At 33.8% G+C, this 22,840-nt stretch carries 21 protein-coding genes and 2 pseudogenes; 17 read left to right on the top strand and 6 right to left on the bottom strand.

Annotated elements, in window-relative coordinates; all coding sequences use genetic code 11:
- Positions 1-2: 2 nt before the first annotated feature.
- From NHG49_RS15540 to NHG49_RS15530, 3 genes are all read left to right on the top strand, one after another.
- Entirely contained in the window at positions 3-1,268 is a 1,266-nt protein-coding gene (locus NHG49_RS15540) for an ABC transporter permease (protein WP_258126224.1), read from the top strand.
- Positions 1,268-1,939, top strand: a complete 672-nt coding sequence (locus tag NHG49_RS15535) for an ABC transporter ATP-binding protein (RefSeq protein ID WP_000522857.1) — start codon at positions 1,268-1,270, stop codon at positions 1,937-1,939. Before NHG49_RS15540 ends, NHG49_RS15535 begins: the two co-directional genes overlap by 1 nt.
- 183 nt (positions 1,940-2,122) lie before the next feature.
- The gene (locus NHG49_RS15530) at positions 2,123-3,160 is read left to right on the top strand and encodes an SDR family oxidoreductase (RefSeq protein WP_064475665.1); all 1,038 of its coding nucleotides are present in this window, start codon (positions 2,123-2,125) and stop codon (positions 3,158-3,160) included.
- Between the two features lie 55 nt (positions 3,161-3,215).
- Here the strand turns inward: NHG49_RS15530 and NHG49_RS31925 are convergent.
- A pseudogene (locus tag NHG49_RS31925) lies at positions 3,216-3,359 on the bottom strand (DUF4240 domain-containing protein); the annotation flags it as partial.
- A gap of 136 nt (positions 3,360-3,495) precedes the next feature.
- On the opposite strand from NHG49_RS31925, the gene NHG49_RS15525 reads away from it, so the two are divergent.
- Both NHG49_RS15525 and NHG49_RS15520 read left to right on the top strand, forming a co-directional pair.
- Positions 3,496-3,963: an NUDIX hydrolase gene (locus tag NHG49_RS15525; RefSeq protein ID WP_088046655.1), complete on the top strand. Its 468-nt coding sequence runs from the start codon at positions 3,496-3,498 to the stop codon at positions 3,961-3,963.
- Positions 3,964-3,984: 21 nt separating this feature from the next.
- Positions 3,985-4,629: an alpha/beta hydrolase gene (locus NHG49_RS15520; RefSeq protein ID WP_088046656.1), complete on the top strand. Its 645-nt coding sequence runs from the start codon at positions 3,985-3,987 to the stop codon at positions 4,627-4,629.
- A 48-nt stretch (positions 4,630-4,677) separates the two neighbouring features.
- Here the strand turns inward: NHG49_RS15520 and NHG49_RS15515 are convergent, their stop codons facing one another.
- On the bottom strand, positions 4,678-6,621 hold the full coding sequence (locus NHG49_RS15515; RefSeq protein WP_258126222.1) for an elongation factor G: 1,944 nt from the start codon (positions 6,619-6,621) through the stop codon (positions 4,678-4,680).
- A 264-nt stretch (positions 6,622-6,885) separates the two neighbouring features.
- Here NHG49_RS15515 and NHG49_RS15510 point away from each other — a divergent pair, with 264 nt between their 5' ends.
- The 8 genes and pseudogenes from NHG49_RS15510 (at position 6,886) to NHG49_RS15475 (ending at position 13,474) form a co-directional block, all read left to right on the top strand.
- The gene (locus NHG49_RS15510; RefSeq protein WP_064475661.1) at positions 6,886-7,314 is read left to right on the top strand and encodes a MarR family winged helix-turn-helix transcriptional regulator; all 429 of its coding nucleotides are present in this window, start codon (positions 6,886-6,888) and stop codon (positions 7,312-7,314) included.
- 18 nt (positions 7,315-7,332) lie between these two features.
- Entirely contained in the window at positions 7,333-7,971 is a 639-nt protein-coding gene (locus NHG49_RS15505; protein ID WP_088046658.1) for a nitroreductase family protein, read from the top strand.
- 44 nt (positions 7,972-8,015) lie between these two features.
- Positions 8,016-8,309: a putative quinol monooxygenase gene (locus tag NHG49_RS15500; protein WP_064475659.1), complete on the top strand. Its 294-nt coding sequence runs from the start codon at positions 8,016-8,018 to the stop codon at positions 8,307-8,309.
- A gap of 144 nt (positions 8,310-8,453) precedes the next feature.
- Positions 8,454-8,588: pseudogene (locus NHG49_RS15495) on the top strand (AAA family ATPase); the annotation flags it as partial.
- Between the two features lie 276 nt (positions 8,589-8,864).
- Positions 8,865-9,371, top strand: coding sequence for a DUF3902 family protein (locus NHG49_RS15490; protein ID WP_064475658.1), 507 nt, complete (start codon positions 8,865-8,867; stop codon positions 9,369-9,371).
- 258 nt (positions 9,372-9,629) lie between these two features.
- Positions 9,630-10,796 (top strand): serine hydrolase domain-containing protein, encoded by a 1,167-nt coding sequence (locus NHG49_RS15485; protein WP_064475657.1) that lies wholly within the window; start codon positions 9,630-9,632, stop codon positions 10,794-10,796.
- A 298-nt stretch (positions 10,797-11,094) separates the two neighbouring features.
- Complete coding sequence (locus tag NHG49_RS15480) at positions 11,095-12,849, top strand: adenine deaminase C-terminal domain-containing protein (protein WP_064475656.1); 1,755 nt, start codon at positions 11,095-11,097, stop codon at positions 12,847-12,849.
- A gap of 112 nt (positions 12,850-12,961) precedes the next feature.
- Positions 12,962-13,474, top strand: a complete 513-nt coding sequence (locus NHG49_RS15475) for a hypothetical protein (protein ID WP_064475655.1) — start codon at positions 12,962-12,964, stop codon at positions 13,472-13,474.
- A gap of 139 nt (positions 13,475-13,613) precedes the next feature.
- Here the strand turns inward: NHG49_RS15475 and NHG49_RS15470 are convergent, their stop codons facing one another.
- Entirely contained in the window at positions 13,614-14,993 is a 1,380-nt protein-coding gene (locus NHG49_RS15470; protein WP_064475654.1) for a catalase, read from the bottom strand.
- A 271-nt stretch (positions 14,994-15,264) separates the two neighbouring features.
- Between NHG49_RS15470 and NHG49_RS15465 the strand changes: the two genes are divergently transcribed.
- Together NHG49_RS15465 and NHG49_RS15460 are read left to right on the top strand one after the other, a co-directional pair.
- Positions 15,265-16,479 carry an aspartate aminotransferase family protein gene (locus tag NHG49_RS15465; protein ID WP_064475653.1) on the top strand — a complete coding sequence of 405 codons (1,215 nt, stop codon included), beginning with the start codon at positions 15,265-15,267 and terminating at the stop codon, positions 16,477-16,479.
- 301 nt (positions 16,480-16,780) lie between these two features.
- Positions 16,781-18,238, top strand: a complete 1,458-nt coding sequence (locus tag NHG49_RS15460) for an MFS transporter (protein ID WP_064475652.1) — start codon at positions 16,781-16,783, stop codon at positions 18,236-18,238.
- 57 nt (positions 18,239-18,295) lie between these two features.
- On the opposite strand, the gene NHG49_RS15455 is transcribed toward NHG49_RS15460, so the two are convergent.
- The 3 genes from NHG49_RS15455 to NHG49_RS15445 are packed head-to-tail and all read right to left on the bottom strand — an operon-like array spanning position 18,296 to position 21,469.
- The gene (locus NHG49_RS15455; RefSeq protein ID WP_064475651.1) at positions 18,296-19,405 is read right to left on the bottom strand and encodes a DUF4018 domain-containing protein; all 1,110 of its coding nucleotides are present in this window, start codon (positions 19,403-19,405) and stop codon (positions 18,296-18,298) included.
- Positions 19,380-20,543 (bottom strand): DUF58 domain-containing protein, encoded by a 1,164-nt coding sequence (locus tag NHG49_RS15450; RefSeq protein WP_258126220.1) that lies wholly within the window; start codon positions 20,541-20,543, stop codon positions 19,380-19,382. Before NHG49_RS15450 ends, NHG49_RS15455 begins: the two co-directional genes overlap by 26 nt.
- Positions 20,540-21,469, bottom strand: coding sequence for an AAA family ATPase (locus NHG49_RS15445; protein ID WP_064475649.1), 930 nt, complete (start codon positions 21,467-21,469; stop codon positions 20,540-20,542). The genes NHG49_RS15450 and NHG49_RS15445 overlap by 4 nt, the downstream gene beginning before the upstream one ends.
- Before the next feature lie 203 nt (positions 21,470-21,672).
- On the opposite strand from NHG49_RS15445, the gene NHG49_RS15440 reads away from it, so the two are divergent.
- Both NHG49_RS15440 and NHG49_RS15435 read left to right on the top strand, forming a co-directional pair.
- The gene (locus tag NHG49_RS15440; RefSeq protein ID WP_000991836.1) at positions 21,673-21,990 is read left to right on the top strand and encodes a PadR family transcriptional regulator; all 318 of its coding nucleotides are present in this window, start codon (positions 21,673-21,675) and stop codon (positions 21,988-21,990) included.
- A gap of 7 nt (positions 21,991-21,997) precedes the next feature.
- Positions 21,998-22,534, top strand: a complete 537-nt coding sequence (locus NHG49_RS15435) for a DUF2812 domain-containing protein (protein ID WP_000448680.1) — start codon at positions 21,998-22,000, stop codon at positions 22,532-22,534.
- The last annotated feature ends 306 nt before the right edge of the window (positions 22,535-22,840 follow it).

The following is a 22,840-nucleotide window of genomic DNA, read 5'->3' as shown; positions in this document are numbered from 1 at the left end:
AAATGATGAGAATAAAAAGTGCGTTCATAGCATTAAAAAAGAGATTTCTATTTTCGGTACTTCTTCTAATACAGATTACATTTGGATTAGCAACTATAACGAGTTCAATTAATGTATTTTATAATTTACACCATCTAAACGATAAATCCAGCTCAGCATTAAATGTGGATAAAACATATTTAGTTACTTTTGAAAGGACGACAGATAGGTTACAAAGCAATCAATTTAATAAAGAGCAAATTCAAGCGGTTTATAATACAATTCATCAAAATAAAGACGTGATTTCGTATGGTACATACGAGGAGAGTTTAATTGAAATAGAATCAAGTAATAGACCACTTCAAAACAATATGATTGCTGATTTGAAACATAAAACGTTTCACGATGAAAGACCTACTGTTCAAACAATTGTTGTAGATGAAAATTACTATAAATTATTAGGTTTACATTTAAAACCTAAGGAGGGTTTCTTGCATGAAGATTTTCCAAAAAATAGTGAAGAAAAAACAAAAGTATTAATGGGTTCTTACTTTAAGAAATATTTTCAAGTTGGGGATACAATTAATAATCAATATACAATTATAGGCTTTTTACCAGAGAATAAATTTATCGTAGATAATAATACAACGAACGTTTATTTGAAGTTGGATTACGCAATGATAATGCCTATGTCATCTAATAGATATGAAAATTATGAAGGAATGTTTTTAAGACTGCATCAAAGTACAGTTTTACATTTACGAAAAGATGCAGATGTAAAGAAACTAGAAGAATCAATTCAACTTAAAGGAAACGGTGGAACGTTTCATTTGAAAAATTTAGGTGATGAAATAAATATAGATGTTACTCTTAACAGCTATTCTGAATTACCTCAACTTATAGTAGGAATCTTATTCATTCTATTCTCGATCGTCGGAATGGCGGTAACAACCATCGTTTCTATCTTAATGAGAAAGAGGGAATTTGGTATAAAAATAGTTTTTGGCGAAAGTAAATTTGGAATGTTTATTCAAATTGTTTTAGAAAACATTATTGTAGCAATAGTGGGCTTAGGAATGTCAATAGCTTACTTTTCATGGAGGTATGGGAAGCTGCTGCAAATGTCAAAGGATTTTAAAGCAGTATCGGCATTAGACTTTAAATTGGACATGCCTATATTATTTTTAGTATTTCTTTTCTTATTATTGATCATCATTGTCTCGAATGTAATTGTCTTCTTATTTATTAGAAAACTCGAACCGAAAACATTAATAGGTGGGATGGAATAATGGGTTTAATTGAACTAATAGATATTAAAAAGGTGTATAGTAACAAGAATCACAATACGTTCGCCTTAAACGGTATAAACTTAACAATAAATAAGGGCGAAATTATAGCAATAATGGGGCGATCAGGCTCAGGGAAAAGTACACTATTAAATGTTATAGGGTTAATTGATATGCCAAATGAGGGTGAATATACGTTAAATGGAAAACCATTAAATGAAATTAGAGCGAATAAAGTTCATAAAACAAGAAATGAAATGATTGGATTTATTTTTCAATATTTTGCATTGTTAAAAGAACATACTGTACTGGATAATGTAGCACTACCACTCACGTATAGAAAGCTAAGGAAACGAGAAAGAGAAAATAAGGCGAAGTTCTATTTAGAAAAAGTAGGTTTAAAAGAACATATGCATAAAACACCGGACGAGTTATCAGGTGGACAACAGCAGCGCGTCGCAATTGCTAGAGCGTTAGTAGGCGAACCAGAATTAATATTGGCTGATGAACCGACTGGAAATTTAGATAGAAAAACAGGAGAAGAAATTATGAGCTTGCTATTACAACTGAATGAAGAAGGACGAACAATTATTATTGTAACGCATGATATGGAAGTAGCGAATAAGTGTAATAGAATTATTGAGTTAGTTGATGGGGAAATTGTGCAGAGTTAGTAATTCAACAAATATACAGTAAAATAATTATATCTAATTTAAGAATCCGTATTGATTAATTTTTCAAAATGGATTCTTGTTTATTTGTAGAATTAAAGTAAAATAACAAATTCCCCGTAACTTTCCAGCACAAAAAATCGTTTAACAAAAGAAAGGATTTTTAATCACAAATGGGGGAGAACCATGAAGATTTTAATACTAGGTGGTACACGATTTTTGGGAAGAGCTGTTGTAAAAGAGGCTTTGAACAGAAGGCATGAAGTTACATTATTTAACCGCGGAACAAACAAAGAAGTTTTTCCTGAAGTGGAGCAGCTTATCGGTGACAGAAGTGATGATGTATCAAGTTTAGAAAATCGAAAATGGGATGTTGTCGTGGATACGTGTGGGTTTTCTCCGCATCACATTAGAAATGTTGGAGAAGTACTGAAAGATAATATTGAACACTATATATTCATCTCTAGCCTTTCCGTATATAAAGATTGGATTCCGCATGACATAAAAGAAGACTATATATTACAACCTGAACCAATGGAAGAGCAAATAAAGGCTGTAGAGAATGGTGAAATATCTCCTTATGAGCATTATGGTGCACTGAAAGTATTATGCGAAAAAGAAGCAGATAAATATTGGCCAGGGCGTGTTTTACACGTAAGAGCAGGACTTCTTTCAGGAATGTTTGATTATACAGATCGACTAACATACTGGATTCAGCGTGTAGCAAAAGGAGGTAAAGTGTTAGTACCAGGCAGAAAAAATCGTCCAGTGCAATTCGTTGATATAAAAGATGTCGCGAGCTTTGGACTCAACATGGCAGAAAATAATAAAGCAGGTACATTCAATGTTACAGGTCCAAATTATGAATTGACGATGGAAGAGCTATTAAATACGTGCAAAAAGGTTACGAATAGTGATGCCGCATTCGTTTGGATAGATGAATCGTTTATGAATGAACATAAAGTGCAGCCTTGGACAGAGATGCCACTATGGCTTCCTGAAACTTTTTTATTAGAAGGTGAGACAAAGCCTTGGAAAGGTGGTTTTTATATTAGTATTGAGAGAGCTGTTAAAGAAGGACTTACTTTTAGGAAATTAGAACATACAGTTACAGATGTGTATGAGTGGATGAAGAGTGTGGACGAATGGGAATTAAAAGCAGGTATTTCAATTGAAAGAGAAAAGGAGCTGTTAGATAAGTGGAATGAAACAAAGAGAGTGTAAATAAGGATTCTATGAAAACAGGACTCTGTCTATTGGTTAAACAGAGTCCTAATATTTCTCTCGGTTCTTCCCCATACATTTCCCATAACCTAGGAAACATCTTTTTCAAACCTTTTTCGTCATCTTCATTCCAGTCAAACTCGATATCTATATCGTCGAATTTTTCATTAGATAAGACAGGATAAAGTGTAAAGTAACTATATCCCTGTAATGATAAAAAATCAGAAGATTCAAAAACTATTGAATGAAATAGAAAAATTTAGTAATCTTATTTGTACAGCACATACATAATAGTTTTATAGCGATTTTCAAATAAAGTATAGGGGGCAATCGGTATGGATCTAACATTTAAAGTTGAAGAAACATGTTTTAATTATCGGGTCGGAGCAATTTGTAAACATGATAATAAAATACTCATTCTGCAAGGTGACGGTGAAGATTTTTGGTACGTACCAGGCGGAAGAGTGAAAATGCTAGAAAATAGTGAAGATGCGTTACAACGAGAATTTGCAGAAGAACTAGCTGTTCCTATTAAAGGGAAGAGATTAATATGGTCAGTAGAAAATTTCTTTACACTTTCTGAGAGGAAGTTTCATGAGATTAGTTTTTATTATGAAGTAGAGCTACAGGAGTTACCTGCAAATGGAGCGGATCAATATATTTTGGAAGAAGAGGGTGGAACATATCTATTTAAGTGGGTGCCGGTAGAAGAGTTACATGCATATAACTTACAGCCAGCATTTATAAAAGAGAAAATAAAGGATATCGCAGTTCATACAGAACATATCGTTTTACAAAAGTAAACGTATTCGGAGGAGAAAACGGTGAAGGGGACTAAAAAAGAGGTACATATAAATGACAAGGTAATTCGTTACACACATATCGAAAAAGGTTCTAGTACGGTTTGCTTTATGTTCTCAGGTTCAGGATACAATTACGATAAACCGTTATTTTATTATGCGACGATGCTTATGCTCGAAAATAAAATAGATGTAGTACATATTCATTATTCTTATGACGAACAAGTAATGAATAAACCAATCGAAGAAGTAACGAAAATAATGATGGATGATATTAATCCTGTAATGAAAAAAGTATTAAAAGGTGAGCAATACAATCATACAATGTTTTTAGGGAAGTCACTCGGAACGATTCCGATTGCAAATGATTTAATGAAGAGGGAAGAGTTTTTACAGTCAAAAATGATACTACTTACACCTTTACTAACTTTTGATTCCATTTTTGATTCGATCCTACATAGTCATCATGAAGGGCTATTAGTAATTGGAGATAAAGATCACCAATATAATGCAGATCAAATCGATCAGTTACATAAAACGAATTTACAAATTGAAGTTGTCAAAAACGCAAATCATTCTGTAAATGTTGGGGGATTGGAAACAGAGAATTCAATTGAAGCGATAGCAAAAATAATAGGAAAACTTAAAGAAGTTGTTAGGACAAACTAACCTATCAATACATGCAAAAAGAGGTGCAAATTGCACCTCTTTTTTTACTTAATAAGCCCTCAACACATGAAGCAAATAATCCTTACGATTCAGAGGATTATAATCAACACGTTTTCGAGTAGGAAAGGGAGCCTTTAGTTTTGTATAACCAGATGGCTTCGTTGTAAATATACCTTCTCCTTCTGTAAATGAATGAAGCATTCGCTTAAAATTCTCTGTCTTCGTGACAGGTAATGACCCAGTTAACTGGTAAGAATCATTAATGAATATAGGCTCTGCAAAAGTGGCTGGAATAGCAGCAAGCTTATACATCGCGGTACTAATTGCATGTTCTGGTACAGTCAATTCAAATTCGTTAACTGGTTCATATACAAATGTGTCAGCTTGCTTTAAAGCATCCATTAAAACGAGTGGTGTTAAATTTCTAAAGTCACTTGCTATTGTAACAGGACTAGCATAACCAGTATGGGTTAACGTGACGATAACGTCCGTAACCTCCCATCCGTATAAACCTTGTTTTAACGTTTGAAATACAGTATCTTCAATTGCTTTATGAAATGCTAAAGGCAATGATCCAAGTTCAACACCTAACTTATATGTTATGCCAGAGTTAAGCTCACCACGTTCGATTTTAAAACCAATTGTTGCGTAAAATGGATTCGCTTTTTCACCCATTACTTCAACACTATTCCCTACGCCAAGTGGTTTCTCAATACATACAACTCGCGTATTTGAGAAAGTAACCTGCAAATTATATTTCTCATAAAGTGTTGTTTCAATTACTTCTTTTTGTACTTCACCGAAAAGGCGAATATATAGTTCATTATGAATATCGTCTTTCCACACTTTAATGAGCGGATCTTCTTCACATAGATCCATAAGTGCAGCGTATAGATCATGAATTCGTTCTTTTGGTACTGCTTCAATAGCAGCTTCCATTTGTGGTTCGGCAAAGTGAATGTCTTTTATATAATCCGTTCGTTCACCGATAATATCACCAATTTTAATATCACTCAGTCCCCACACTTTGCAAAATTCTCCGCTAGAAACGGTAGAAACTTGAACAGCATTTCCGTTATGAAACATGCATATTTTCTTAATCTTTTCTTTATGTGCCAGAGCTTCCCCGCGCTGTATATCAACATATTTTCTAACGTGTAAACGACCAGAAAAAACTCTTACATATGCAATCTTTTCCCCAGAAGGTTCACGTTCAATTTTAAACACAACACCGGATAATGTTTCATTTTCTGCCGACTTTTTAGCTGGAAATAAGGCTGAAATATTTTCGAGCAGTTCAGTTACACCCATACCTGTCATGGCTGAACCGAAAAAGATCGGGTACACATTTGCTTGCGCTATTTGTTTAATGAGTTCCTCTCTTAATAGTGTGCCCGGTACGATTTCATTATTTACATATGACTCAAGTAATGATTCATTATATGGTGCTAACAGTTCCATACAGTCGTCATATGATTTGTATTTAATAATTCGTGCTTCCTTTGTTCCTTCGTTTTCTACAGAGTAGAAAGGGAATGCTTCATTTGAAAGAACCTCTTTTATTTGTTTCATAACTTTTTCAGTATTTGCGCCATTACGATCAATTTTATTTACGAATAATATTGTTGGTATGTTTAGTTTCTGCAATGTCCGCATTAAAATTTTTGTTTGTGCTTGCACACCTTCAACAGCAGAAATAACTAAAATTGCACCGTCTAAAACGCGGAATGATCGCTCTACTTCAGCGATAAAATCAGTGTGTCCAGGTGTATCAATGACATTTACTTTTACATCATCAATAAAGAAAGATACAACAGATGCTTTAATCGTAATTCCGCGTTGTCTCTCTAATTCCATTGAGTCAGTTTGCGTACTTCCACTATCAACTCTGCCAATTTCTTTAATTACATTCGTTTCATAAAGAATACGCTCAGTCAAACTCGTCTTGCCAGCGTCTACGTGCGCGACAATCCCTATATTTATTGTTGTCATATGTGAATATCCTCATTTCATTTTCCATTTTTATCTCCTCATTTCTATTTGTGTATTGCCGCATTACAATCACTCTCCAGTCATTTAAATTAGTACTATTATAGTGCAATTAACATTTTTTGTAACGCGACAAAGCGTCTTAATTTGGAAAAATATAAATGAAAACAAAATGCTTGCATTCTAAATCGATATAGATTATATTAATTGACATATCAACTATTGATACATCAAACATTTTTATTTTGCATGTAAAGGAGGGGTATTTTGACAAGTTCATGCTCGAAAGAAGCGATTATTTTATATAAATTACACTTTCTAAATAAAGAAGTAAGTTCAAAATTCGAAGGGTGTACGGGTATGAGCCAGTCTCGATTAGAGCTTATACTTCAGTTATATGAAGTAGGTGAAATTAGTCAAAAAGCACTTCAGCAAGAAGTGAATATTGATAATGCCGCAATTACAAGGCATTTAAAACAGCTAGAAGCAAATGGAATGATTACAAGACGTAAAAATCCAGATGATAACAGAATTACGTTAGTTTCTCTAACTGAAGAGGGACGAAATAAAATTCAAGTGTATCAGGAGGAAAAAGAACGTTTTGCAGCATCTGCATTTAAAGGATTAAGTGAAGAACAGCGCGATAATCTTTTAGCAATGTTAGACCGCATTCAAGAAAATATAAAAGAACTTTAAAAAAGGGAGAATTCAACTATGACTAACTCAGTACAAACAAATGATTTTAACGAAATTTTAACAGGACGCCGTTCAATTCGTAAGTACGATCCTTCAGTGAAAATTAGTAAAGAAGAAATGACAGAAATTCTTACAACAGCAACACTTGCACCATCATCTGTGAACATGCAACCATGGAGATTTTTAGTGATTGAAAGTGACGAAGCGAAAGCAACACTTGCGCCACTTGCGAAATTCAATCAATCTCAAGTAGAAACATCTTCAGCAATGATCGCTGTGTTTGGTGACTTAAACAACTTTGATAACGCAGAAGAAATTTACGGTACAGCAGTAGAGCGCGGTTTAATGCCAGCAGAAGTAAAAGAAGATCAAATGAAAAAACTTTCAGGTTACTTCTCAATGGTTACACCAGAAGTAATGAAAGATACTGTACTAATTGACGGTGGTCTTGTAGCGATGCAATTTATGTTAGCAGCTCGTGCTCATGGTTATGACACTTGTCCAATTGGCGGATTTGAAAAAGACCAAATCGCAGAAGCTTTCGGATTAGATAAAGAACGTCACGTACCAGTAATGTTAATTTCTATCGGAAAAGCTGCTGACAGTGGTTACCAATCAGTACGCCTTCCAATTGAAAAAGTTGCTGAGTGGAAGTAATTTTATAAATACAGAAATAAGTGAGATATGAGAGGGGAAACACCATGATTATTATTCACGCAATATTTCAAGTAGATCCAGCAAAACAACAATCATTTTTAGAAGAAATTCAGCCACTACTTCATGGCTCAAGAGAAGAAAGTGGAAATGTATCTTATGACTTATATAAAGATACAGAAAAAGAAAATGTATATACGATGGTAGAAGTATGGAAAGATGAAGAGGCAGTTGCGAGTCATAATACGAGTGAACACTTCACATCTTTCGTTAGCAAAGCACGACAATTTTTAACTGCGCCACTTGATATAAAAGTTTATAGTGGTGAACTAGTAAAATAATTAGTAGAAAAAAATGACTTTAGCGTATGGCTGAGGTCATCTTTTTTATTTTGATAGGAATATATTTACTTCTAACGTAATGTGTTATAATTCGGGAATAATATTTCTTGATTTTCTGAATTATTATAGGTGGGAGATAAATATATGAGTACATTAAAGAAAATTATTAACAATATTTCGAAGGTTATTATAGGAAAAGATGAATCGATTGAACTTGCAGCCATAGCTCTCATAGCAAGGAGGCATATGTTATTAGAAGATGTACCTGGGACGGGAAAAGGTGACATTAATATAAGTGAATGAAATTAACTGTAAATTAATTTTATTTACTTATATTTAATTACGTGGTAATGTATACTTACTTTTTTTATATCTTAACCAATGGAAAAAAGGTTGCCTTAGTAGAGTATTTCTCGTTAAATTCTTCATGAGATTATATTTGTTTCATTAATATAGAATGAATAAGAGATGTAATAGGGTTTAACCAATAACGAGTAGCATGTAAATAAAAAATTATAATTTATTTTTAAATTTTTGTAAGGGTGTGAAAATAGAATGAAACCGGTATTGAAAAACATACTTCTTTCCTATGTTTTTTCTGCAGTAGGGATGTGTTGGTTTCTGTTTCTGTTAGTTAGAGGAGGCGGAGATTGGTTATTGTCTTGGTTAGGTGTATTAATGGCATTTTTATCTTTATACACGATAATAGATTTATATTGTAAGTATACATACGATAAAAAATTAAGTAAATTGTTTATTAAAGCAACAGTTACTACCTTTAGTTTTGCGGTATTGGGAATCATCTTTGGTATTGTACACGAGCTATTACAGCCATGGAGTCTCAGTTTAATGGTTTGGTATTGGTTGTTAGTGTTACTTTTATTTTCAACGACTATAATATTATTAGTTTTTGTAGTATTTGTTAATCGTAAAAATTATAATATTCCTGGTAGATATAGAATACTTATATTGATTAATCTATTTCTTACGCTAGGACCAGTACTGTGGCCACTACTTCTTACTATTATAGGAAATGGTATGAACGCTAGTGCAGGATGGTAAAAGTGAATGAAGATTAGTAGTTTAAAGAAGTGAATGGAATAATAAGTTAATATAGGGTTTAAAGTATGTAAGAGAACGTGTTTTCATAAAATGAAGACACGTTCTTTTTTATTTTCTTACAGAACTTTTTCTCATCTGGTCGCCAAATTTTGAAAGTAAGTATTTCGTAAGGAATGGATAAGAAAAAAGAGAGTTTTATCATTTAGGATGAAAGTATAGCTTAAATCAATACGATATAAATAGAGGAGAGAAAGCCTTATGAAAAAATGTTATTCAATTAAGTTAGCGAGTTTAGCAGTTTTATTAGCGGGTACTACTTTATTCACACCAGGTTTTACTGTAAAAGCAGAGTCTACTCAAAATATTTCTAATTCGTCAGAAGCACATGACCAAAAGAATCGGAATGGTTGGAAACGAGTCATGCAGGAAACAATCCAAGTTGGAGCGCCAGGGGTATTAGCTAAGACATCTAATAACGGAAAAATTAGTAGTTATACTGCTGGTGTCGCGGATTTAAATAGTAAGAAACCAATGAAATCGGAATATCGCTTTCGGATTGGGAGTGTGACGAAGACTTTTACCGCTACGACTGTTCTTCAATTAGTAGGAGAAAATCGCGTGCAACTTGACGACCCAATTGAAAAGTGGCTACCGGGTCTCATTCAAGGAAATGGGTATGATGGCAATCAAATTACGATACGTCAACTTTTGAATCATACGAGTGGTATAGCTGAATACTTAAAGTCAAAAGACGCTGATATTATGAATTCGAAAAAAACGTATACAGCAGAAGAAATAGTGAAAATAGGACTTTCTCTACCTCCAGATTTTTCACCAGGTAAGGGATGGCTGTATTCAAACACAGGATACGTAATATTGGGAATGCTTATTGAAAAAATAACTGGAAATAGTTATGCGGAAGAAATTGAAAAGCGAATTATTGAACCTTTGGATCTGTCAAATACGTTTTTACCAGGGAATTCACCCGTAATTCCAGGTAAGAATCATGCTCGTGGATATATGAAAATTGATGAAAAAAGTGAGCTGAAAGATATGACGTATTATAATCCGAGTTTAGCTAATTCAGCTGGAGATATGATTTCTAATGCGGACGATCTAAATAAATTCTTTTCATTTTTACTTGGTGGTAAGTTACTGAAAGAACGTGAGCTAAAAGAAATGCTTACTACAGTTCCTATAGAAGGAAAAGGTGTTGGTGATGGATATGGCCTTGGGATCTATGAGACTAAACTTCCAAATGGTATTTCCGTTTGGGGTCACGGAGGATCAATTCCTGGGTTTATGACTTTTGCTGGTGGAGTAATTGGAGGCAAGCATACATTTGCTGTCAATGTTAACTCTTTAGGTCCGGTTGATATTCTTACACAGTTTAATAAAATGATGCAAATTGAATTTAAGAAATAAATGAAAAGAATGTGAATGGGATCCTGCTTTAAAGGACAGTATTAGCATTCATAGTATGACATCAAGTGTAATTCAATCGTATAGTTTAGTATAAAAAAGGATGTCAGTTACACGACATCCTTTTTTATTGAGGACCAAAGAGGTATACTTTAAATTTTGAAAATTGTTATTTTTGCAATTATTACATATAATAAAGGGTATAGGGGTTGTACAAGAGAGTTATGAATGGAGAATACTTTAGTTTGTTAATTGTTTTTATTTTAATAAATAAAAGTAAATTGATTTGGAGTGAAATTCATTGGGAGAAAATCAGTTTAGATGGAGTAACAAGCAATTAAGAGAACATGTTGAAGTAATAGATGGCAAAAGAAATCCGCACATTTTATGTAAGAACGCAACTTATTTAAATTCCTATATGCGCGAGTGGGTGCAAGCAAATATTTGGATCTATGATGACCGGATTGTTTATGTAGGAGAAAAGCTGCCAGCGCAACTGCATGAATGTGAAGTCATTGATTGTAATGGAAAGTACGTAGTTCCAAGTTACATAGAACCGCATGCACATCCATATCAATTATATAATCCTGAAACGTTAGCGAATTATGCGATGCAGTTTGGGACAACGACTTTTATTAATGATAATTTAACTTTATTTTTCACATTACAACGTGAAGAAGCATTTCGTTTATTAGATGAATTTGAAAAGATTCCAGCAAGTATGTATTGGTGGTGTCGTTTTGATGGGCAAACTGAATTGCAAAAAGGGGAATCTTTATTTAATCGTGAAGAAATAATAGAGTGGCTTAAGCATAAAGCAGTTCTTCAAGGTGGCGAGCTAACAGCGTGGCCAAAGTTATTACATGGCGATGATGAAATGTTATATTGGGTGCAGGAAACGAAACGATTACATAAAAAAGTGGAAGGACATTTTCCAGGAGCATCTGAAACGACTTTAGCGAAATTAAAATTGTTAGGTACAGATTGTGATCATGAAGCGATGACAGGGCAGGAAGCTTTCATTCGTCTTATGCAAGGTTACACGGTTTCACTAAGAAATTCTTCAATCCGTCCAGATTTAGAAGTGTTACTAAAAGAATTGCTAGAACTAGGAGTAAAGCAGTTTGATAGATTCATTCTTACTACAGACGGCTCACATCCTTCGTTTTATGAAAATGGAATGACGAACGTAATGATAGCTACCGCGATAAAACAAGGAGTGCCAATAATAGATGCTTATCATATGGCAAGCTATAATATCGCTCGTTATTATAATATGGAACATCTACATGGTTCAATTGCGACAGGTAGAATAGCTAATATTAATATTTTGGAAAGTAAAGAAAACCCGGTTCCAATAAGTGTAATTGCAAAAGGAAAATGGGTGAAGCGTGACGGAATAAACAAAAGTGAATCAGTACAAATAGACTGGAGTAAATTTAAAGTAACTTCATTATTATTAAACTGGTCCATAGAAAAAGAGGATATGATTTTTTCTCATAAAATGGGTATACATTTATTGAATAACGTTATAACTAAACCATACACGAGTGAAATGGATTTAAACCGTGATGAACTTTCTCTAAATCATGATGAGTGTTTCCTTATGATGATTGCTCGTGATGGTACGTGGCGAGTGAATACAGTTGTAAAAGGCTTTGCAAATAAATTAGGAGGCCTTGCTAGCTCTTATTCTGGTACCGGTGACATCATTCTTATTGGGAAGAATAAAGAAGATATGCTTACAGCTTTTCATAGAGTGAAAGAGATTGGTGGGGGAATGGTAATAGCTGAAAAGAATGAAGTATTACACGAAATCGCATTACCATTGCTCGGGATTATGTCTAAGTTAAAAATGAATGAATTAATACAGGAAGAGAAACGGTTGGTGAAATTATTGCAAGAGCGTGGCTACGCGTATGATGATCCGGCATTTACCATTTTATTCTTTTCCGCGACGCACTTGCCTTTTATAAGAGTAACGCCTATAGGAATATATGATGTGAAAAATAGTAAGGTAGTGGCTTCACCGGTGAATTTAATAAAGCAATGTTAATATGAAAGGCCCTATAAAAGTCCCATTTATAGGGCCTTTCACATTGTTAGCATAAGAATATTGTGAGCCTCAAATAATATAGTATCTAAATTACTTGAGGTGAAACGTAAGTATGAAAAAAATATTGTATATTTTAAGTGTATTTATATTATGTGTATCTATTCAACAAGTTGTACATTCTCAAACAGATGCACCAGAGCTATCTTCTGATTGTCTTGAAAAAAGGAAAATTCGAGATGAGAAGTATGTGAAAAATATTATGAGGGACATTCAATCTACGTTTGATTTAAATATTGATGAACACAGTTTTTGGGAAGTGAGCCAAAGAGACCTGGATGCTGCACATTTAATGTATGGCGGAAGAGAAAATGATTCTTATTATAATTCGCTAACTAAAATTTATAATAGTGGTGGATTTAGAGAGCAGCCTAGTTTATTTGTGGCAGTGCAAGAAGCATTTTTACTTTATAAAGAAAAAGATAATATCAATGTAATGAAACACTTAAATCTAGATATTGAAAAAGGGGAATGGATCGTTATAGAAACGAAAAAGAAGAAAGGGAAAAAAGTGAAATTCAAGCCGTTACAATGTGAAAAAGATTATTTGAAAAAGAGAAATGAGTAACATAATCTAAAATGAAATAACGGAAATTTTGAAGGGGTAAAATTCCGTTAAGAATTGTAAATGAGGCGGTAGAAATTACTAGTAATTTCGCCATAAAAAAACGTCATTTTAATGTTTAAAATGACGTTTTTTTATATCATTAAATCTTTTGCATCGCACTCTCAATTCTCTTCACTAAATCAGCAGACACTTTATGGAAATACCCTAAAACGACCTTACTAATATCATCGGATATAACTTTCAAATCACTAGCTAAGTTTTTAGCAAGATGTTCTTTTTCAATCGGTTTTAACTTCGCATAAAATTCACTAGGCTGCGTAAAGTCATCCTGTTTCGTAATAGAAGTTCTTTCAAGTTTACCTTCAACGTATCTTCCGTCACCGCTCGTTATTTGATTAGCAGGTGTCCAATTTTGTTGTTGGTTAATGGTCAATTTGCGAAATTCGGAACCAATTCTTCTTCTTTGAGAATCACTATAAATGTTAGCGCGTCCTTGCAGCATTTTATCATCTGATAGTTCTGCACCGTCTAGTAAATTAGAAGGAGAGAAGGCGACTTTTTCTACTTCTTCCATATAATTTCCAGGGTTTTTGTTTAATACCATTTTGCCTACTGGTATAAGAGGGTATGACTTTTCATCCCATACTTTTGTATCATCTAAAGGGTCATAAGAAAGATGTGATTCATCTTTCGGATCCATGAGCTGGACATATAACCCGTATTCCACTGGTTTACCATTTGCAATTGCATCATATAAATCTTTCCCGCTATAATCAGGGTTTTCAGCAGCCAGTTTATTCGCTTCCTCATTAGTAATGAATTGTACACCTTCAAATGGGTACCAATGATACTTTACATACTTGCGGTAACCTTCTTCATTTCTCCAAACATATGTATTAACACTATGTCCTGGGATGTGGCGCAGACTTTTGGCTGTACCAGCATCAGAGTATAAATGGACAACGAAATGAATGGATTCAGGTGCGCTAGCGACAAAGCTCCAGAATTTATTAGGGTCTATTAAGTTATTTATAGGTGAAGGTAACAACGCTTGAATCGTTTCAGGGAAACGCATCGGATCACGAACAGAAAAGACAGGAATGTGATTACATAAAAGATCGAAAATGCCTTCCTTTGTATAAAACTTTGTAGAAAAACCGCGCACATTTCTAGAAGTGTCAGGTGTTCCTTTCGTACTAACAGCTAATGAAAATCGAACCATAACAGGAACTTTCTCATTAGAATGTTGTAGAAAACTTAACTTTGTATGTTCAGACATTGGATAGATTGTTTGAAAATAACCGAACGCACCAAATCCTTTTACATGAACAGGTCTTTCTAAAATTTTTTCGTGAATAAATTCTTGTAACGTCTCGTGAAGTACACTATCTTGCTCTAGAACTGGTCCACGTGAACCAACTGTTTGTGAGTGAAGTGTAGCTTGTTCATTACGTTCTCCATTTTCATTAAAGCCTTTCCCTAGTATAGATTGCCCCTGTTTATCATAGTTTTCATCCATCGATATAGCCTCCAAATCTTTTTTGTCCATTGTTACTAAATATGATTTCATAGCCTTGATTATGTATGACACGCAAAGTCCAAAATGGTAACAGACCGCTAGATGAAAAAAATGCACATGTAGTGGACCTGTTGAAATAGAAGAAATTATGGAAAAATGAATATCGGGAAGAAAATTACTATTAAAATATTAATCTTAAAAATGAATTTATACATGAATTTATAGAGAATGAACATAAATAAACAAGGAAAATAACTAGGAGGAATTTAAAATGTCGGATTGGTTTCAATTAGATAAAGAATATATGATGCCTACATACTGTCGTACGAAGGTTGCGATAGAAAGAGGAGAAGGGTGCAAGCTTTATGATGTGGATGGTAAAGAGTATGTAGACTTATTTTCTGGTGTCGGAGTGAACGTATTAGGATATAATCACCCGAAAATTGTGCAAACGACAATGGAACAAGTTACAAAATCATTGCATCTTCCATTTCATTTTTTAAACCCAGTTGCGATTGAGTATGCAAAGAAATTAGTAGATTGCTCTTTAAAAAATGGAAAAGTCTTTTTTACAAACTCTGGTACGGAAGCGACAGAAACGACGTTGAAATTAATTGATAAATATAGAGCTAATACGGGTGTAGAACGTGAAGGAATCGTAGTGTTGAAAAATAGTTTCCACGGACGTACGTTAGGAGCACTTCATTTTACGAGACAAGAAAGTGTATATCAAAATTTCCCTAAAACATCTATACCAGCATATGAAGTAGAGCGTGAGAATATAGAGCAATTAGAAGAAACAATCGTTAAAGAAAATCCAATTGCGATTATGCTAGAGCCTGTATTAGGAAGCGGGGGGATATACCCTTTATCAAGTGAATATTTACATGGTGTTCAAAACTTATGTGATAAATATAATGTCATTCTTATCGTTGATGAAGTTCAAAGTGGTATGGGGAGAACTGGTAAACTATTCGCTTATCAAAATTTCAATATTACTCCGGATATTATTCAAATTGGTAAGGGGGCAGGAGGCGGGATACCGCTTGGCGGAATTATTGTAGGTGAAAAGTTATGTGATGTATTTGCACCAGGAGATCACGGCACAACGTTTGCTCATTCTTCAATGGGAACGGCTTTAGGATTAACGGTTTTAAATACATTGATTGACGATGGTTTAATGCAAGAAGCGTATGAAATGTCACACTATCTAAATGATAAATTGCAAGAAATTCAGAAAGAAAATTCTTATTATATTGGTGAAGTACGTCATGCTGGTATGATGTTTGGAATTAGTTTGAATGATACGAATGAAAATGTGAAGAAATTACAGGTAAAGCTAATGGAGAAAGGGATGTTAGTTGACGTTACACAAGGGAACATCATCCGTTTACTTCCGCCATATATAATTACAAAAGAAGAAATCGATACATTTGTTAATGAGTTTATCTCTTGTATGCATAGTTTAGCAGCTACAAGTGTTTAAAAACTTTAATGAAAAATCACCTTATTTTTAATGCAAATAGGAAGAAAATAGTGGTAAAAAAATAAATTTACGTAAAAAAATAAAAAGCTGAAAAAGGTACTCATATAGCGCCTTCTTCAGCTTTTTATAATGCTAAAATTACTTAACTTAAAGAGCATCTCATTGGACAAATAATTAATTATGTGAAACAATAATAACAGATAAGGAGACATTAATTTTCCTTAAGTGCTTCGAATTAATTTATTCAATAAGAGAAGGTGTGCTTAAAGAAGTTAAATTAAACAAGGAGCTGTTTTATTATATGCAACAAAATAATGATTTAAATTTTGAACCTCAAGACGTTAATATTGTCAACTCTAAACAAGCCAGGAAAGCAGTAATTGCTACTGGTATAGGGAATGCAATGGAGTGGTTTGACTTCGGATTATACGCGTATTTAGCGGTTATTTTAAGTCAATTATTCTTCTCAGGTGTTGATAATAGTGGATTGCAACTTGTACTTACATTCGGTACATTTGCAGCAGCCTTTCTCGTTCGACCAATCGGAGGTGTATTCTTTGGTAGAATAGGAGATAAGTACGGCCGAAAAATCGTGTTAAGTACTACTATTATTTTAATGGCACTTTCTACATTATTCATCGCATTACTACCAACCTATGAACAAATTGGTGTATGGGCACCAATACTACTTTTAGTTGCCCGAATGATTCAAGGCTTCTCTACAGGCGGCGAATATTCAGGAGCAATGGTTTATATCGCAGAATCTTCTCCAGATAAAAAGCGTGGTATACTCGGTAGTGGTCTTGAAATTGGCACACTCTCAGGTTACATTGCTGCATCGGTAATTGTTACCATTTTGACGTTATTGTTAACAGATGAACAAATGCTCAGCTGGGGCTGGCGTATTCCTTTCTTAATAGCTGCACCAATTGGTTTGGTCGGTTTATATTTACGCCGTCATTTAGATGAATCTCCCATCTTTGAAGAGATGGAAAAAGCACAAGAGGAATCTGAAGACAACGAACAATTTTCGTTTATGGATATATTAAAATATCACAAAAAAGACTTCTTATTAAGCACAGTTATTGTCGCCTTCTTTAACATTACAAATTATATGATTCTTTCGTATATTCCTTCTTATCTAACTCAAGTACTTAAAGTCAAAGAAACAACTGGCTTATTAATTATTTCTATTACGATGGCACTTATGATTCCACTGGCACTTTATTTCGGTAAATTAAGTGATAAAATTGGTAATAAACGTGTCGTGCAAATTGGTTTACTTGGTTTAGCAGTATTTGCAATTCCAGCATTTTTACTAATAGGTAATGGACATATTGCAGCTATATTTGCAGGTATTTTCATTTTAGGATTCTTCCTAAGTGTATATGAAGGAACGCTACCTTCATTATTACCATCACTCTTTTTCACCGATGTACGTTATCGAGCACTTTCGATCTCATTTAATATTTCTGTATCGATATTCGGTGGAACAACACCGCTCGTATGTTCATACTTAGTTCATGCAACCGGTAACCCGCTTGCACCGGCATTTTATTTAGCAGGTGTAAGTATTATTGGATTAGTCGTATTTAGTGTATTATTCGTTACAACTTCAGGACGTGCACTTAAAGGTTCATATCCTACAGTTGAAACGAAAAAGGAAGCACATCTAATCGCTAAAGAAGACCCTGAAGAAACACTTTGGTGGCATGAAGAGTCGTTAGAAATTGAAGCAGGGAAAAACGCTTCAATTTAAAAAGTAATGTAGAAGTATAAAAAGACTCCTATGAAAATAGGAGTCTTTTTTGTTATGTTATTTCTTCCTTTTCTTCAAACTCTTCTGATACAAGTAAAGTTTATGAATCTCTTCCTTAAATTCCTGAAGTAGCATCATATCCTCACTATTTGAATAACGTACTGTATTATAAGCATTTACAATAATATGACTCTCAATATTTACATCTTCTTCACTATTTATTCTTTCTAACCATGCTTCAACAGTTTCTCCTCGTTTTCTATTTAAAGGAGGAGTTAATTTACTCTCCAGCTTAAAAATTTCTTTTCGAATTTCGTTATGTGGTGGTTTGTTTCGTTTAAATTGTTTTAAACTCATTCCTTCTTTGTCAGTGATGATAGTAGATTCGAAGGCAGGCATATTTGGCAAACTTAAATATTTTCGTTTTTTTATTATTTTCCAAACGACGTAAATAGCAATGGTTGTACATACTATTATTGTAATGCTATTTATGAGAGTTGGATCAAAAGAACGCTGTCCAAAGTCATCCTTAATTTGAGGATCCTTTAAATTCCCTTTATTCGACCAAAAATCGTCAGTTTCTTTTGATTCAGCTGCCGAAAATAACGGATTAATGGCGTATCCAAATCCTAAAGCAACTACTTGTACGGCATAAGAAAAAAGAAGCCGAATGTATGGGAAAATAGGAATGAGGAAAGCACTAATTATTCCAATCGTAATAAGAGAAGCGAAACGTAATAACTGCTGATTACGATTAGCCCCAGTTAACCAAAATGTAATCATTATGTGTAAGACTAACAGTAACAGTTTCCACAAAGGTGGAAAGGGCGCATAAAATATAGCTGAAACACCAAACCAAACAATACCGCTTAATGATTTTTGAACTGGATATCCTGGTCCGACTACATATACGATAAAGAAGAAAAGTGGTAACATTATTGTGCCAAATAGAGAGAAAGAGAGAAAGAGAGAACAACCGATTATTTGAGTAATTAACAGTATGACAAAACCTGTTGTTTTTTTCTTCATTAGTTTATGGATAAGAAATACTCCCATATAGCCTGTTGCTAAAAATATAGCAATACCGATGAGTTCATCTCTTTCCGTTAATAACGAAAGGAGGAGCAGCAGAATAAAGTCATTAATGTGATAAAGCCAAGTTTTCAAGCTTTTCCACCATCCCTTCGTTATTAATGAGAAACGTAGGCTGAGAGAGAAGAGGGAGTTCATTTCTCTGTAAACCAATGTATATCATTGTAGACGATCGTTCTCTTTTTCTCGTTACATAATGAAGAAATCCTTGTTTCGGAAGTAACGTACTATCATCTGAAATACGCGCTAATTCCTCTAAAGATATCCCGTAATGGGTTTGCCCTTCGTTTAATGGTAAGTGCAGAGGTCCACCTTCAACTAATACACTAATAAATAGTTCAAACGGTATTTGATGCTTCGTTGCGTATTGACAAATGTATGTTGCAAATGAAATAAGGTCTTCTATATTATCTTTCCAACCAAATCCGCGATCAGCAGCTAATGAAAGACAAATCGTCCAACTATAATTTTTTACAGGCTCATATTGCTTCGCCTGTAATGATTGCATTTTAGCAGATGCTTTCCAATGAATAGAACGGAAAGACTCACGTTCATATCGTTTAACTCCAATAATAGATGTTTCATCATTGTAAAAAGAAAAATTCGTTCGATAAGATCCGTTTAAAAGTTGCTGTAGTTCTTGTAGGCCTGCTACTTCTTTAGGAGAAGGGTACACAATAATTTCAATCCTTAATTTATCAAAAATGGGCAAATGCACAGTTAAAAGATGAAAAGGATCTTTCAAGACACATTCGAACTGTTCAATTTGAAACACACCACGTTTCGTTGCAGTTAATGTTAAATCCCACTTTTGCGCCGAATGAGCAGGTTGTGAAAACGGGAAAGAGAATAGTGTTTTTGATATTTGTTCAATTCCTTGATCATTTTGTGGTAGTAGTGACGGATTTAAATGAAAATAACAAACACCGTTAACGAGTGGTATATTTGCTCCATTTTTTAAATGAATAAAAAACTGCCCAGATTCATTAGGAAAAAGCCGAGTAGTTTGTTTCCCATTTACGACTTCAAATGTTTTCTCTATGTAAGCGACATATTTATAAATGAAAATCGCAAATAAATAATAGAAGAAAAAGAGAAACATAATGATTCGTTGTGGCATAAAAAATGTAAATAGTATAGCGCCTGGGACAGTTAGTTGAATAATATGAAGTTGGAAAAATAAAGGTACAGTTACAACACGCTGTCCATTCATGTTTGTTCAATCTCCACCGGTACGTCAACTTCTTTTAAAATCCTTTGCATAATTTCATTTTTTGTCGTACGTAATGCACCTTCCATTGATAAGACGATACGGTGATTCCAAACAGAAGGAACTAAAAATTGTATATCTTCAGGCGTGCAATATTCTCTGTCGCGTAAAAAGGCTAGTGCTTGAACTGCGCGTACTAAAGCTAATGTGGCACGCGGGCTTACACCATTGGCGATGTAATCATGATTTCTTGTAGCGTGAGCAAGTTTAATAATGTAATGTTCTAACGGTTCTGATACGAAAATTTCTTTTACTCGTTTCTGTGCTTCTAAAATATCATCTAAAGAAATAACAGATGTGATACTTTCTAGTGGTACATCGCTACGAAAACGTCGCATCATTTGTAGTTCATCCTCTGGAGACGGATAACCAATTGAAATCGTCATTAAAAAACGATCAAGCTGTGCATCTGGTAGAGGGAACGTTCCTTGTGATTCAATTGGATTTTGCGTTGCAATAACAAAGAACGGTTTCGGAAGAGGAGTAGATTGCTTTTCAAGCGTTACTTGTCGTTCTTCCATCGATTCTAATAAACTAGACTGTGTTCTAGGCATAGCGCGGTTAATTTCATCCGCAAGCAAAATGTTGGTCATGACTGGTCCAAGTCTTAACTCGAATTCGCTCGTTTTCGGATTGAAATATTCAATACCTGTTACATCACTCGGAAGTACATCCGGTGTAAATTGGACGCGAGAAAAATTACCACCTATACTTTTAGAAAGTGTTTTCGCAAGTAACGTTTTCCCCGTACCAGGCACATCCTCAAGCAGTACATGTCCATCAGCAAGCAATGAAACGAGTAATAAATCTATAACATTTTCTTTACCTACAAAAACCGATCCTATGTTTTCTTTCAATTTATTTATCATATGTATCATTCCTTTCAAAATATAAGCGGATATTTCTATATTTTAACAAATTATTCAGAAAATTGATATGATTTTTTAATTTAAAGAAATAGATATTAAGTTATTAAATTACCTTGCATATTTTGGAATATGATTATATAATATCGATATACGATGTATCGTTAGTCGATATATCAGGTAACGATGTATCGGAGGTGGTTATAATGAATGCGAAAGCGAAAAAATATATTCCGTTAACAGAGGCGACATATTACATATTGTTATCACTAGTGAAACCAATGCATGGTTACGGAATTATGCAAATGGTAGAAGAGATGACAAATGGAGAAGTAAAGCTCGGTCCAGGTACTTTATATGGGAATACGACAAAGTTACTAAAAGAGAAGTTAATAGTTGAAGTGGCCTCTACAGATAGAAAGAAGTGCTATGAGTTAACGCTACTTGGTAAAGAAGTATTAGAGCTAGAGTATAACAGGTTGCAGAGATCTGTAAGGAATGGGAATAGTATTTTAGGGGAGTGAATGGAAGATGGAGACTAAAAGGGTATTTAAGTTTTTTACGGCATGGAATTTAGAAAAAGAAGAAGCTTTTTTACGAAAGATGCATCAGCAAGGTTGGGCATTACAAAAATATAATTTAATGTATACGTTTAAGAAAACTGAGCCAAAAGATGTAATATACAAAGCTGATTTTAGATTAGTTTATAGAGATTCGAAAGAACAACAACAAGAGTATTTTGAAATATATGAAATGTCAGGTTGGGAACGTGTAACAAGTTTCACAAGATGGAATTATTTTTGTAAAGAAGTAGAAGAAGTAAATGAATTGCCTGATATTTACTCAGAAAAGGAGACGAGGATACAAAAACTAAATGAGTTATTAGTATTCTTTGTTATTATGTTAGCAGCTATATTACCATCAATGTACAATCTATTTATAAGCCCGATGGAATCAAGAGTGCCAATGTGGGCGAAAGCTATGACGGGTCTTACAGGTTGTATGTGGATATACTTCTTTATAAGACTCACTTGGAAAATTAAGAAATTAAAAAGTGAAATATTATAATAAAAAGTAGAGTTAAAAAGAAGTTGATGTTGTAGGGAAATACCGGGATTAACTTCTTTTGTTTCTATATAATTGTATTTTTGTTCACTCTTTTTTATATAATAAAAATCTATATAAAGGCACAGAATTAACAGTTACGAAGAACCACAAATAACCCAAAAATAATAAATGAAGAAAAAATGATTCATATCGAAGATCAAAAAAAATAAAAGATGACTAAAGAGGTGTGGGGTGTAACTTATAATAAGGAAGAAAAACATTTTTTGATTAACATATTAAATCGAAAAACCCCCTACAGAAAATTGG

The sequence above is a fragment of the Bacillus sp. IBL03825 genome (assembly GCF_024712505.1).
Classification (GTDB): Bacteria; Bacillota; Bacilli; order Bacillales; family Bacillaceae_G; genus Bacillus_A; species Bacillus_A wiedmannii.
Note: the sequence above shows the minus strand (reverse complement) of the source record. Positions and strands in the feature narration are given on the sequence as shown.